At 53.2% G+C, this 13,497-nt stretch carries 13 protein-coding genes, 1 pseudogene and 1 other annotated feature; of the genes and pseudogenes, 9 read left to right on the plus strand and 5 right to left on the minus strand.

Going from position 1 to position 13,497, the window contains the following annotated elements; translation table 11 throughout:
* Positions 1 to 95 precede the first annotated feature (95 nt).
* Together rsmS and priC are read right to left on the minus strand one after the other, a co-directional pair.
* Positions 96 to 263, minus strand: a complete 168-nt coding sequence (gene rsmS, locus QMN38_RS10585; RefSeq protein WP_096758034.1) for a pleiotropic regulatory protein RsmS — start codon at positions 261 to 263, stop codon at positions 96 to 98.
* Between the two features lie 14 nt (positions 264 to 277).
* Positions 278 to 805, minus strand: a complete 528-nt coding sequence (gene priC / locus QMN38_RS10590; protein WP_271441598.1) for a primosomal replication protein N'' — start codon at positions 803 to 805, stop codon at positions 278 to 280.
* 69 nt (positions 806 to 874) lie between these two features.
* On the opposite strand from priC, the gene QMN38_RS10595 reads away from it, so the two are divergent.
* The 7 genes from QMN38_RS10595 to adk all read left to right on the plus strand — a co-directional run bounded on the left by QMN38_RS10595 (position 875) and on the right by adk (position 8,076).
* On the plus strand, positions 875 to 1,252 hold the full coding sequence (locus QMN38_RS10595) for a DUF454 family protein (protein ID WP_323605024.1): 378 nt from the start codon (positions 875 to 877) through the stop codon (positions 1,250 to 1,252).
* A 277-nt stretch (positions 1,253 to 1,529) separates the two neighbouring features.
* A complete protein-coding gene (gene apt, locus QMN38_RS10600; RefSeq protein WP_006685676.1) occupies positions 1,530 to 2,081 on the plus strand; it encodes an adenine phosphoribosyltransferase in 552 nt (183 codons plus the stop codon).
* A 210-nt stretch (positions 2,082 to 2,291) separates the two neighbouring features.
* The gene (gene dnaX / locus QMN38_RS10605) at positions 2,292 to 4,217 is read left to right on the plus strand and encodes a DNA polymerase III subunit gamma/tau (protein WP_271449470.1); all 1,926 of its coding nucleotides are present in this window, start codon (positions 2,292 to 2,294) and stop codon (positions 4,215 to 4,217) included.
* Positions 3,550 to 3,614 (plus strand) — a sequence feature (DnaX frameshifting element). (Overlaps the previous gene by 65 nt.)
* Before the next feature lie 57 nt (positions 4,218 to 4,274).
* Entirely contained in the window at positions 4,275 to 4,604 is a 330-nt protein-coding gene (locus tag QMN38_RS10610) for a YbaB/EbfC family nucleoid-associated protein (protein ID WP_003021764.1), read from the plus strand.
* The gene (gene recR / locus QMN38_RS10615) at positions 4,604 to 5,209 is read left to right on the plus strand and encodes a recombination mediator RecR (RefSeq protein WP_323605025.1); all 606 of its coding nucleotides are present in this window, start codon (positions 4,604 to 4,606) and stop codon (positions 5,207 to 5,209) included. Before QMN38_RS10610 ends, recR begins: the two co-directional genes overlap by 1 nt.
* A gap of 110 nt (positions 5,210 to 5,319) precedes the next feature.
* Positions 5,320 to 7,194: a molecular chaperone HtpG gene (htpG, locus tag QMN38_RS10620; RefSeq protein ID WP_271449469.1), complete on the plus strand. Its 1,875-nt coding sequence runs from the start codon at positions 5,320 to 5,322 to the stop codon at positions 7,192 to 7,194.
* Between the two features lie 237 nt (positions 7,195 to 7,431).
* Positions 7,432 to 8,076: an adenylate kinase gene (adk, locus tag QMN38_RS10625; protein WP_003021773.1), complete on the plus strand. Its 645-nt coding sequence runs from the start codon at positions 7,432 to 7,434 to the stop codon at positions 8,074 to 8,076.
* Between the two features lie 16 nt (positions 8,077 to 8,092).
* On the opposite strand, the pseudogene QMN38_RS26985 reads toward adk, so the two are convergent.
* A pseudogene (locus QMN38_RS26985) lies at positions 8,093 to 8,173 on the minus strand (hypothetical protein); the annotation flags it as partial.
* Between the two features lie 82 nt (positions 8,174 to 8,255).
* On the opposite strand from QMN38_RS26985, the gene hemH reads away from it, so the two are divergent.
* On the plus strand, positions 8,256 to 9,218 hold the full coding sequence (gene hemH / locus QMN38_RS10630) for a ferrochelatase (protein WP_323605026.1): 963 nt from the start codon (positions 8,256 to 8,258) through the stop codon (positions 9,216 to 9,218).
* On the opposite strand, the gene aes is transcribed toward hemH, so the two are convergent.
* Positions 9,215 to 10,174 (minus strand): acetyl esterase, encoded by a 960-nt coding sequence (aes, locus tag QMN38_RS10635; protein ID WP_323605027.1) that lies wholly within the window; start codon positions 10,172 to 10,174, stop codon positions 9,215 to 9,217. The genes hemH and aes overlap by 4 nt on opposite strands.
* Before the next feature lie 153 nt (positions 10,175 to 10,327).
* Here aes and gsk point away from each other — a divergent pair, with 153 nt between their 5' ends.
* Positions 10,328 to 11,632: an inosine/guanosine kinase gene (gene gsk / locus QMN38_RS10640; protein ID WP_323605028.1), complete on the plus strand. Its 1,305-nt coding sequence runs from the start codon at positions 10,328 to 10,330 to the stop codon at positions 11,630 to 11,632.
* Positions 11,633 to 11,723: 91 nt separating this feature from the next.
* Here gsk and ybaL read toward each other — a convergent pair whose 3' ends face one another.
* On the minus strand, positions 11,724 to 13,403 hold the full coding sequence (ybaL, locus tag QMN38_RS10645; RefSeq protein WP_323605029.1) for a YbaL family putative K(+) efflux transporter: 1,680 nt from the start codon (positions 13,401 to 13,403) through the stop codon (positions 11,724 to 11,726).
* Between the last annotated feature and the right edge of the window lie 94 nt (positions 13,404 to 13,497).

The raw sequence follows: 13,497 nt of genomic DNA on the forward strand, positions 1-13,497 counted from the left end.
GACCGCATCGTGGGGAGTCGTTCCATGATCGGTCCGTTATTGTCGTGATGTTGCGACGACTCTGGCACCGAAGCCAATGGCAGACCAGAGAGCAATTAATCAGTTTGCGAGGCGTCTTCCGCAGTTTTAAGTTTGTTTTCATAATCACGCATAACGATCTCCAGCGCGCGTAGCACCGTGCGCGCTGGTAGCTGATTCTCTTCAAGCAAAACAATCAAATCGACGGCCAATTTGACCTCGTCCGGGGCGTTTTCAAGGGACATACATTCTCCGGTGATTAGCGGGTTAAACGCGCCAGCACGTTTTCAATCCTTGCCAGCGCATGACGGCAGCGTGCCAGTCGTGCTTCGAACGCCTCGACTTCTCGGTGCAGCTTTTGCTGCTCCTCAAACCCCGAGGCCTGAGCCAATTGCTCTTTACGTTTGCGTGTCATCTCAACCAGACGCCGTTCAAATTCCTGATGCTGAACGCGTTTACGTTGCCAGCGGGCAAGACCCGGCGAGGCGCTGTCCCACTCTCTCAGTGACCAGGTGGCAGATTCGCGTGAAATCGCTTCTAACTGTGAGGCGAGATGTTCCGCAAGCCAGGCAATTTGCGGCAATTGTTGCTGCTCAACGGCACGACGCAGGGCGGCAAGATTATCGCCAGCTTCATCCAGGCAAGCCTGCAACAGCGTGCTGCGAGTACGAAAAAGATGACGATCGAAACGGGCGCTGAGCGTTGCGTGATGAGCCAAAGGCGCACATTGCTGGCGCAGGCTGTTAAGTTGACTTTCGAGCTTCTGTAGTAGCATGACGGTTTTCACGACAACACTCCGATGAAAATGAGAACTGTTATGCTAAAGTAGCGATTCTCTGTGTAAAGTACTCATATTATGCAACGCATTATTCTAATCATCATTGGCTGGATAGCGGTAGTGTTAGGCACGTTGGGCGTTGTATTGCCACTGTTGCCGACCACGCCATTTATCCTGCTGGCCGCCTGGTGTTTTGCGCGTTCATCGCCTCGCTTTCACGCCTGGCTGCTTTATCGTTCGTGGTTTGGCGGTTATTTGCGGCACTGGCAAAAACACCGCGCGATGCCGCCGGGAGCCAAACCTCGCGCTATTTTGTTGATCGTGCTGACCTTTAGCGTTTCGTTGTGGTTCGTTAATATGTTGTGGGTTCGCGTGCTGCTGCTGGTGATTCTCACCTGTTTGCTGATTTTTATGTGGCGAATCCCGGTGGTTGATGAAAAGCAACAAAAGCACTGAAGCACAATAATCGCTGTTGCAATTGTCTCTCACAGCCAGTAAATTCAACCGTTTTCGAGCACAGGCGCAGGTGGTCAAAGGTTAAGCAAATGTAACCCTGGCCCTTAATATAGACACAAAATCATTCAAGATACGTCGAGGCGGCAACTGAATGAATCCCCGGAGCTTACATCAGTAAGTGACTGGGATGAATGAAGGCAGCCAACAAAGAGGTAGCTTGAAGGATGAAGTGTATAGTGCGCCGTGAAGTAATACTGTATTAATCAGGCACAAACTTATGACCGCGACTGCACAGCAGCTTGAGTTTCTCAAAAATAGCATCAAAAGCATCCACGACTACCCGAAGCCGGGCATTCTTTTCCGTGATGTCACCAGTTTGCTGGAAGACCCGAAAGCGTACGCGCTCAGCATCGAATTGCTGGTTGAACGTTACAAAAATGCCGGTATTACCAAAGTGGTCGGTACTGAAGCGCGTGGCTTCCTGTTTGGCGCACCGGTCGCGTTGGGCCTGGGCGTCGGGTTTGTTCCCGTGCGTAAACCGCGTAAGCTTCCGCGTGAAGTCATTGCTGAGAGCTACGAGCTGGAATACGGCACCGATCAGCTGGAAATCCATGTTGATGCCATCAAACCAGGCGATAAAGTTCTGGTCGTTGACGACCTGCTGGCAACCGGTGGCACGATTGAAGCGACCGTGAAGCTGATCCGTCGTCTGGGCGGCGAAGTGACCGATGCTGCTTTTATCATTAATCTGTTCGATCTGGGCGGCGAACAACGCCTGGAAAAACAGGGGCTGACTTGTTACAGCCTGGTCCCATTCCCGGGCCACTAAGTTCGGACTCTCTTTTTTGCCATTTTGGCTCCGGTCAGTGCTCAACATCCTCACGTACTGCGTGTACGTTCCGGTTTCTGCGCGCTGCCCGAAACCAAACTGGCTGTAACGATAGCGCCCGAATATAACGTGTCAACCTCGCCGTCGGTGCGAGGTTGTGTTAGCATTACCCCCTTGTGAATCCACCCTCCAGCCTTTCAGAGCCTGCCAATGAGTTATCAGGTCTTAGCCCGAAAATGGCGCCCACAAACCTTTGCTGACGTCGTCGGCCAGGAACATGTGCTGACGGCACTGGCGAACGGCTTGTCGTTAGGGCGTATTCATCATGCATATCTTTTTTCCGGCACTCGTGGCGTCGGAAAAACCTCTATCGCCCGTTTGTTGGCGAAGGGACTGAACTGTGAAACCGGCATCACGGCTACGCCTTGTGGTGTATGTGATAACTGCCGCGAAATCGAGCAGGGGCGTTTTGTCGATCTGATTGAGATCGATGCTGCGTCGCGAACCAAAGTTGAAGACACCCGCGATCTGCTGGATAACGTCCAGTATGCGCCAGCGCGTGGTCGCTTTAAGGTCTATCTGATCGACGAAGTGCACATGCTGTCGCGCCACAGTTTTAACGCTTTACTGAAAACGCTCGAAGAGCCGCCTGCGCACGTCAAATTCCTGCTGGCGACCACCGATCCGCAAAAACTGCCTGTGACTATCCTGTCACGTTGTTTGCAATTCCACCTTAAGGCGTTGGATGTTGAGCAGATTCGTCATCAGCTTGAACATATCCTCAATGAAGAGCATATCGTTCATGAGCCTCGTGCGCTGCAGTTGCTGGCCCGTGCAGCGGATGGCAGCCTGCGTGATGCGCTGAGTCTGACCGATCAGGCGATTGCCAGCGGCGATGGACAGGTCTCTACCCAGGCGGTGAGCACTATGCTCGGTACGCTGGATGACGATCAAGCGCTGTCGCTCGTTGAGGCGGTTGTTGCTGCGGATGGTGAGCGCGTCATGACGCTGCTGCATGATGCCGCCGCGCGCGGCATTGAATGGGAAGCGTTGTTGGTTGAGATGTCGGCCTTGCTGCATCGTATTGCGATGGTACAGCTTTCACCCGCCGCGCTTGGCAGTGATATGGCCGCAATTGAGCAGCGTTTACGCGAACTGGCGCGGACTGTACCACCGACCGATGTGCAGCTTTACTACCAGACGTTGTTAATTGGGCGCAAAGAATTACCGTATGCGCCAGACCGACGTATGGGGGTAGAAATGACGCTGCTGCGTGCACTGGCTTTTCATCCGCGCCAGCCGCTTCCGGAGCCTGAAGTACCGCGACAGTCGTTTGCCCCGGCAGCACCCACCGCGGTGCTGACCCCGACGCAGGTCCCACCGCAACAGTCTGCACCGGTGCATCATGATGTGCCGTTATCTGACGCCACCAGCCAGGTACTGGCGGCACGTAGTCAGCTGCAGCGCGCTCAGGGAGCGACCAAACCAAAAAAGAGTGAACCGGCAGCCGCTTCCCGCGCGCGGCCGGTGAATAATGCTGCGCTGGAAAGACTGGCTTCGGTGTCTGAACGTGTTCAGGCTCGCCCTGCGGTCTCTGCGCTGGAAAACGCGCCGGCGAAAAAAGAAGCCTATCGCTGGAAAGCGACCAATCCAGTTGCAGAAGTCAAAGAAGTCGTCGCCACGCCGAAAGCGCTGAAAAAAGCGCTGGAACACGAAAAAACGCCAGAGCTGGCCGCAAAGCTTGCGGCTGAAGCCATTGAGCGCGATCCCTGGGCTGCGCAGGTGAGCCAGCTTTCGTTGCCCAAACTGGTGGAGCAGGTAGCGCTGAATGCCTGGAAAGAAGAAAATGGCAATGTGGTTTGCCTGCATCTGCGTTCTACGCAGCGCCATCTTAATTCCAGCGGCGCGCAGCAAAAACTGGCTGAAGCATTGAGTACCTTAACGGGGTCAACAGTTGAATTGACCATCGTTGAAGATGATAATCCTGCGGTGCGTACGCCGCTGGAATGGCGTCAGGCCATTTACGAAGAGAAACTCGCGCAGGCGCGTGAGTCGATTATTGCGGATAATAACATTCAGACGCTGCGCCGTTTTTTCGACGCGGACCTGGACGAAGAGAGTATTCGCCCCATTTGATCGTGAGCCTAATGGTTTGACGGTCGTCATCCCTTAACGTGATTGAGAGAGAAGCCTATGTTTGGTAAAGGCGGTCTGGGTAACCTGATGAAACAGGCCCAGCAGATGCAAGAAAAAATGCAGCAGATGCAAGAAGAAGTCGCCAAGCTGGAAGTCACCGGAGAATCTGGCGCAGGTCTGGTAAAAGTGACCATCAACGGTGCGCATAACTGCCGTCGCGTGGAAATCGATCCAAGCCTGCTGGAAGACGACAAAGAGATGCTGGAAGATCTGGTTGCTGCAGCATTCAACGATGCGGCACGTCGCATTGAAGAAACGCAGAAAGAGAAAATGGCCTCCGTTTCCTCCGGTATGCAGTTGCCACCTGGCTTTAAGATGCCGTTCTGATGCAAACCAGCCCGCTGTTAACTCAGCTGATGGAAGCATTGCGCTGTCTGCCGGGTGTTGGCCCGAAGTCGGCGCAGCGCATGGCGTTCACGCTCCTGCAGCGCGATCGCAGCGGCGGGATGCGTCTGGCGCAGGCGTTAACGAAAGCGATGTCGGAAATCGGCCACTGTGCCGATTGCCGCACCTTCACGGAGCAAGACGTCTGCAACATCTGTTCAAACCCGCGTCGCCAGGAAAATGGTCAGATTTGTGTGGTGGAGAGTCCGGCGGACATCTACGCCATTGAGCAAACCGGGCAGTTTTCCGGACGTTACTTTGTGCTGATGGGACACCTGTCGCCGCTGGATGGCATCGGGCCTGATGATATCGGGCTCGATCGTCTGGAGCAGCGACTGGCGTCTGAACGCATCAACGAACTGATCCTGGCGACCAATCCCACGGTCGAAGGAGAGGCAACCGCCAACTATATTGCTGAGCTTTGTATGCAATATGGCGTTGAAGCCAGCCGTATCGCTCATGGCGTACCGGTAGGCGGCGAGCTGGAAATGGTCGACGGTACGACACTGTCGCACTCTCTGGCAGGACGACACAAGATTAAATTCTGAACAAACGGAGGCCGCGACGGCGGCTTCCGCTTGAAATCCTTCCCGCTTGTCCCCATTTCACCCTCAACGTGTTTTTACCATTAAAAATGGCATTGTTGAGGTAGATCTACATGAAAGGACAAGAAACTCGTGGTTTTCAGTCAGAAGTAAAACAGCTTCTGCACCTGATGATCCATTCTCTGTATTCCAATAAAGAAATCTTCCTGCGTGAGCTTATCTCTAACGCCTCGGATGCGGCAGACAAGCTGCGTTTCCGCGCCCTGTCTAATCCGGACCTGTATGAAGGTGATGGTGAGCTGCGTGTGCGTGTTTCCTTCGATAAAGATAAGCGTACGTTGACTATTGCGGATAACGGCGTGGGGATGAACCGTGATGACGTTATCGATCATCTGGGGACCATTGCGAAATCCGGTACCAAATCTTTCCTCGAATCCATGGGCTCCGATCAGGCAAAAGACAGCCAGTTGATCGGCCAGTTCGGGGTAGGCTTCTATTCCGCGTTTATTGTGGCGGATAAAGTCACTGTACGTACCCGTGCTGCGGGTGATAAGCCTGAAAACGGTGTGTTCTGGGAATCTGCGGGCGAAGGTGAATACACCGTTGCCGACATTACCAAAGAAGACCGCGGTACCGAAATCACTCTGCACCTGCGTGAAGGGGAAGACGAGTTCCTGGATGACTGGCGCGTGCGTTCCATCATCAGCAAATATTCCGATCATATCGCGCTGCCGGTAGAGATTGAAAAACAGGAAGAAAAAGACGGTGAAACCGTTGTTTCCTGGGAGAAAATCAACAAGGCACAGGCGCTGTGGACGCGTAACAAGTCAGAAATCAAAGACGACGAATACAACGAATTCTACAAGCATATCGCGCATGACTTCACCGATCCGCTGACCTGGAGCCACAACCGTGTGGAAGGTAAGCAGGAATACACCAGCCTGCTGTACATTCCGTCACAGGCCCCGTGGGATATGTGGAACCGCGATCACAAGCATGGTCTGAAACTGTACGTTCAACGTGTATTCATCATGGATGACGCTGAGCAGTTCATGCCGAACTATCTGCGCTTTGTGCGCGGTCTGATAGATTCCAACGATCTGCCGCTGAACGTGTCTCGTGAGATCCTGCAGGACAGCACCGTCACCCGTAACCTGCGCAGCGCGCTGACCAAACGTGTATTGCAGATGCTGGAAAAACTGGCAAAAGATGACGCTGAAAAATACCAGACCTTCTGGAAACAGTTTGGCCTGGTACTGAAAGAAGGGCCGGCGGAAGATCACGCTAACCAGGAAACCATCGCTAAGCTGATGCGCTTCGCATCCACACACACAGATTCTTCCGCACAGACCGTGTCGCTGGAAGACTATGTCTCACGGATGAAAGAAGGGCAGGAGAAGATCTACTACATTACTGCAGACAGCTATGCGGCGGCGAAGAGCAGCCCGCACCTCGAACTGCTGCGTAAGAAAGGCATCGAAGTCCTGCTGCTTTCTGACCGCATCGATGAGTGGATGATGAACTACCTGACTGAATTCGACGGTAAGGCGTTCCAGTCTGTCGCTAAAGCTGACGAGTCTATCGACAAGCTGGCAGACGAAGTTGATGAATCGGCAAAAGAAGCGGAAAAAGCGCTGACGCCGTTTGTTGAACGCGTGAAAACCCTGCTGGGCGACCGTGTGAAAGAAGTGCGTCTGACGCACCGTCTAACCGATACGCCAGCGATTGTCACCACTGACGCAGACGAAATGAGTACCCAGATGGCGAAGCTGTTTGCCGCTGCGGGCCAGGCTGTGCCGGAAGTGAAATATATCTTTGAACTGAACCCAGACCACGTGTTGGTAAAACGCACGGCGGATACTCAGGACGAAGCGCAGTTTAAAGAGTGGGTCGAATTGCTGCTGGATCAGGCGTTGTTTGCTGAGCGCGGTACGCTGGAAGACCCTAACCAGTTCATCCGTCGAATGAACCAGTTGCTGGTATCCTGATAGCGGTTGCGTTACGTGATGCCGGATGGCGCTAACGCTTATCCGGCCTACAAAATCTCGTATACCGTAGGCCGGATAAGGTGTTTACACCGCTATCCGGCATTTTCTCTTCTTATTTTCAATTTTCCCGCCGTTAACCGTTTCAGCGTCAGGCGTCTTTCTTGAGCCAATTGCGTGATGGTGGTATCGTTTAGCGCTTTTTAAAAAATATCGACAACCTTTAAGGGGATTTTCGTAATGCGTATCATTCTGCTTGGCGCTCCGGGCGCGGGTAAAGGAACTCAGGCTCAGTTCATCATGGAGAAATATGGTATTCCGCAAATCTCCACCGGTGATATGCTGCGTGCCGCCGTGAAATCTGGCTCCGAGCTGGGCAAACAAGCGAAAGACATCATGGACGCCGGCAAGCTGGTGACTGATGAGCTGGTGATCGCGCTGGTAAAAGAGCGTATTGCTCAGGAAGACTGCCGTAATGGTTTCCTGCTGGACGGCTTCCCGCGTACTATCCCGCAGGCTGATGCCATGAAAGAAGCGGGCATCAACGTGGACTACGTTCTGGAGTTTGACGTTCCGGATGAGCTGATCGTTGATCGTATCGTTGGTCGTCGCGTACACGCTGCTTCTGGCCGCGTTTACCACATCAAATTCAATCCGCCTAAGGTTGAAGGTAAAGACGACGTGACCGGCGAAGAGCTGACCACCCGTAAAGACGATCAGGAAGAGACCGTACGTAAGCGTCTGGTGGAATACCATCAGATGACTGCTCCGCTGATCGGCTACTACTCTAAAGAAGCGCAGGCGGGTAACACCAAATACGCGAAAGTTGACGGCACTCAGGCCGTGGCTGACGTTCGCGCAGCGCTGGAAAAAATCCTCGGTTAATTTTTTCGCGCTTAATGCCGGATGGCGGTGTATACACCTTATCCGGCCTACGATTTTTTGTAGGCCTGATAAGCGCAGCGCCATCAGGCAAATTCTCGTCTTACCTCTCACAGCAATTAGTTCTTCTTCTCCGCTTTTCCGCTACAATTATCAACAATTTGAATCGATAAGAGGCGGTAATGCGTCAGACGAAAACCGGTATCCTGCTGGCTAATCTCGGCACTCCCGATGCCCCAACCCCTGAAGCTGTTAAACGTTACCTGCGCCAGTTTTTAAGCGATACCCGCGTAGTTGATACATCCCGTCTACTGTGGTGGCCGTTGCTGCGTGGTGTGATTTTACCGTTGCGTGCGCCGCGTGTGGCAAAGCTGTACCAGTCAATCTGGATGGAGGAGGGTTCTCCACTGATGGTTTACAGTCGTGCGCAGCAGCAGGCACTGGCGGAGCGTTTACCCGATACGCCCGTCGCACTGGGAATGAGCTACGGTTCACCTTCGCTGGAAAGTGCGGTTGATGAATTGATGGCAAGCGGCGTTGACCACATTGTGGTGTTAACGCTGTACCCGCAATACTCCTGTTCGACGGTAGCGGCAGTCTGGGACGAGCTGGCGCGTATCCTGGCGCGTAAGCGCGGTATTCCTGGGGTTTCCTTTATCCGTGATTACGCTGATGACAGCGCTTATATTGATGCGCTGGCCAAAAGTGCCCGCGATTCGTTTGCACAGCACGGTGAACCCGATTTACTGCTGCTTTCCTATCATGGTATTCCACAACGCTATGCTGATGAGGGCGACGATTATCCGCAGCGCTGCCGTGATACCACCCGTGAACTGGTCTCTGCGCTTGGCTTGGCCCCGGAAAAAGTGATGATGACCTTTCAGTCACGCTTTGGCCGTGAGCCGTGGCTGACGCCATATACTGACGAAACGTTAAAAATGCTGGCGGAGAAAGGGACCAGGCATATCCAGGTTATGTGCCCAGGCTTTGCGGCAGATTGCCTCGAAACACTGGAAGAGATTGCGGTGCAAAACCGGGAGATTTTCCTTGAAGCGGGTGGTAAGAAATATGAGTATATTCCGGCGCTGAATGCCGCGCCGGAGCATATTGAAATGATGGTAAAACTGACTGAAGCCTACCGCTAAAGCTGTTGCTTAAAGAAACGCGCGCCATCCTGCAGAGCCTTATCGGCGGTTTTCATCATCCGCGAATAATGCAGGAAGGCGTGCAGCATGCCAGGGTACATTTGATACTGACAGGTCTGCTGATGCGCTTGCAGCGTCTGGAAAAGTAACCGGCTGTCATCAATCAACGGATCGAACTCGGCGCTGGCGATAAAGCAGGGCGGCACATCGTGTGTAAGATTGTTATTAAACAGGCAATAATACGGCGACTCACGATCGTCGGTGTTACGCAGATAGGCGTTTTCGTACATCTGCAGATCCTCTCGTCCTAAGCCATCCCACGCTCCGCCCATCAGTCGGCGGCTAAGCGAATCCTGCAGACCGTACAACCCATACCACAACAGCACCCCAGCCACCTTGCCGCAGACAATGTGTTTATCCCGCAGCCACAGCGCACTGGCCAGCGCCAGCATGGCGCCTGCAGAATCGCCGGCAAAACCAATCTGTTTCACATTGAGAGAATAATCGTCGGCGTGGTGATGGAAATATTGGCAGGCGGCGACAATCTCTTCGATGGCCTGCGGGAAGCGCGCTTCTGGCGACAGTGAGTAGTCGATGCCAATGACTGTGCACTGCGTGTAGTGCGCCAGTAGACGCATAATGCGATCGTGCGTATCCAGATTACCGAGAATAAAGCCGCCGCCGTGTAAATAATAGAGCGTGGCCTGGCTGTGAGGCTGCGGTGAATAAATACGTGTGTTAACAGAGCCATAGCGGGTGGAAACCGCACACTCTTGGGTACTCATTTGCGGTGCATCAGCATTCCAGAATTGCCGTTCATGTATGTAGTACTTTCGTTGGGCCACGATATCATCGGCAGCGGGCCAGGGTGGCAGGTCATCGCGATGAAAATTCACCACGACGTTCATTTCATCTGAAATTCTGTCGAGTACGGGGATCTTGTTATCCGGCTTCATAAAACGCTCCTTGTGGACGATGATTTATTGTAGAAACTGAGACCGGATAAACTGCGATCCCGCCGTCCGATATTGAAACTTAGCGCCGCATCGCATGCATATCAGGTAATGTGCTACCATGCATCGCTCAGTTAACCACCCATATAATCGACCATGAAATTTCCCGGTAAACGTAAATCCAAACACTATTTCCCCGTCAGCGCGCGCGATCCGTTGCTGCAACAAATTCAGCCTGAAAATGAGACCAGCGCGGCCTGGGTAGTTGGTATCGACCAAACGCTGGTGGATATTGAAGCCAAAGTGGATGATGATTTTGTAAAACGTTATGGATTAAGCGCCGGGCACTCTCTGGTGATTGAAGATGATGTTGCGGAAGCACTCTACCAGGAGCTGGTACGCGAAAACCTGATCACCCATCAGTTTGCAGGCGGCACCATCGGTAACACCATGCACAACTACTCCGTGCTGGCAGATGACCGCTCGGTACTGTTGGGTGTGATGTGCAGCAATATCGAAATTGGTAGCTACGCGTATCGCTATTTATGCAACACTTCCAGCCGCACCGATTTGAACTATCTACAGGGTGTAGATGGCCCGATTGGCCGCTGCTTTACGCTGATTGGTGAATCCGGCGAGCGCACATTTGCCATTAGCCCCGGTCACATGAACCAGTTGCGCGCGGATAGCATCCCTGAATCGGTGATTGCCGGGGCTTCCGCGCTGGTGCTGACCTCTTATCTGGTGCGCTGTAAGCCGGGCGAACCGATGCCTGAAGCGACCATGAAGGCGATTGAATTTGCCAAAAAGCACAACGTTCCGGTGGTACTGACATTGGGGACCAAATTCGTTATTGCGGATAACCCACAGTGGTGGCAGGAATTTCTGAAAGAGAATGTCTCTATTCTGGCGATGAACGAAGAAGAAGCTGAAGCGCTGACCGGTGAAAACGATCCGCTGCTGGCGTCAGATAAAGCACTGGATTGGGTAGATTTAGTCTTGTGTACTGCCGGGCCGGTGGGACTGTATATGGCCGGCTTTACTGAAGAAGAGGCGAAACGCAAAACTCAGCATCCGCTGCTGCCAGGCGCTATTGCTGAATTCAACCAGTACGAATTTAGCCGCGCAATGCGCCATAAAGATTGTACGAATCCGCTGCGTGTGTATTCACATATCGCACCATATATGGGCGGGCCTGAAAAAATCATGAACACCAACGGTGCTGGCGACGGTGCATTGGCTGCATTGCTGCATGATATTACCGCGAACAGCTATCACCGCGGCAATGTACCCAACTCCAGCAAGCACAAATATACCTGGCTGACATATTCATCTTTAGCCCAGGTGTGTAAATATGCCAACCGCGTGAGTTATCAGGTGCTGAATCAGCATTCACCGCGTCTGACGCGGGGGTTGCCGGAGCGTGAAGACAGTCTCGAAGAGTCGTACTGGGATCGCTGAGTTACTGCCCGATAGCGCTGCGCTTATCGGGCTTACTCCAGTGTGGGAATACGTAGGCCGGATAAGCGTAAGCGCCATCCGGCACGTAACATTAACTGGCCGTAGCAACGTCACCGGCAGGCGGTGTTTCAATCAGTTCCAGCATAGTGCGGGCGATTTCACGTTCACCCATCACCACCTGATTGGCACCACGTTCCGTGATGTACTCAACCTCATCGTCATAGTGAGCCCGGGCGATAATCTCAATCGACGGGCACTTCTGACGTGCACACGCGACAATCTCACCCGCTTCGTAACCATTTGGAATGGTCAGCAGCAGCCAGCGTGCGCAATCCAGATGCGCCAGATTCATAATTTCTTCGTTAGCCGCATTACCGAGCACGGCGCGGATCCCACGTTCACGCAGTTCATCCACGCGGGTACGCGATGTTTCAATAACGACCAGCGGGACACCCGCCGCCATCAGCTTTTCACCTAACAGGCTGCCGACACGACCAAAACCGACCAGCAGTGCATGATTACAAATATCAACCGGGATCTGCTTCTCTTCTTCGATAGCCTCTTCCAGTGTCTGCTCTTCCAGCGTTTCAGTTTTGGCGAGATATTTCTCTAATACAGCAAACAGTACCGGGTTGAGCATAATGGAGAGAATCGCCCCTGCCAGCACCAGGTTTTGCCCGGCTTGGGGTAAAAGATTCAGCGCCATACCGAGGCCCGCCAGGATAAAGGCAAATTCACCAATCTGCGCCAGGCTGGTAGCAATGGTGAGCGCTGTACGCTGAGAGTGACCAAACAGGCGTACCAGGAAGTAGGCAGCGACGGATTTACCGAAGATAATAATCGCCAGAGTACCCAGCACGGCCAGTGGCTGCTGGATCAGGACTAACGGATCAAACAGCATACCGACGGAAACAAAGAACAGTACGGCGAAAGCATCGCGTAGCGGTAGGGTATCGTGCGCCGCTCGGTGGCTCAATTCTGACTCGTTCAGCACCATACCGGCAAAGAACGCACCCAGTGCAAAGGAAACATCGAACAGCTCCACCGCGCCAAAGGCGATACCCAGCGCTAACGCCAGCACCGACAGGGTAAACAGTTCGCGGGAACCTGTTGCGGCGCTGCGGGCCATAATCCACGGTACCAGCCGGCGACCCACCAGCATCATAATGGCGATAAATGCCACGACCTTACCGATGGTAATGCCCATATCCACGGCCAGCGAAGTAAAGCCGACGTTTTCTTTTTCCAGCATTCCGGCGACAGCAGGCAGGAGAACCAGCGTCAGCACCATCATCAAATCTTCGACAATCAGCCAGCCAATCGCGATTTGCCCGCGCTGGCTATCAATGAGCTGCCGTTCTTCAAGCGCACGTAACAGCACCACGGTACTGGCGGTTGAAAGACACAGCCCAAAGACGATACCGACCATCAGCGACCAGCCCATTATCGCTGAAAGCGCCATACCCAGTAGCGTCGCCACGGCAATTTGGGCGATAGCGCCGGGAATGGCGATGGACTTTACCGCCATTAAATCCTTCAAGGAGAAGTGCAGCCCCACGCCGAACATCAGTAGGATAACGCCAAGCTCCGCCAGTTCAGGTGCAAGCTTAGTATCAGCAACAAAACCAGGTGTAAATGGACCGGCCAGAACGCCCGCTAACAGATATCCCACCAGAGGAGAAATACGTAGTTTATTGGCAATCATGCCTAATATAAAAGCGAGCACAAGGCCGCCGACAATGGTGGTGATAAGCGGGGTGGCGTGATGCATTCCGTCTCCTTTGGTTGCTGTGTTGATCCTGAAAACCCAAATTCCGAGTAATAGTTTATGACAATTTTAATGTTTATGTTTATGAATAATTATT

The sequence above is a fragment of the Citrobacter sp. R-1.5.2 genome (genome assembly GCF_035064245.1).
In the GTDB taxonomy this organism is placed as follows: domain Bacteria; phylum Pseudomonadota; class Gammaproteobacteria; order Enterobacterales; family Enterobacteriaceae; genus Citrobacter.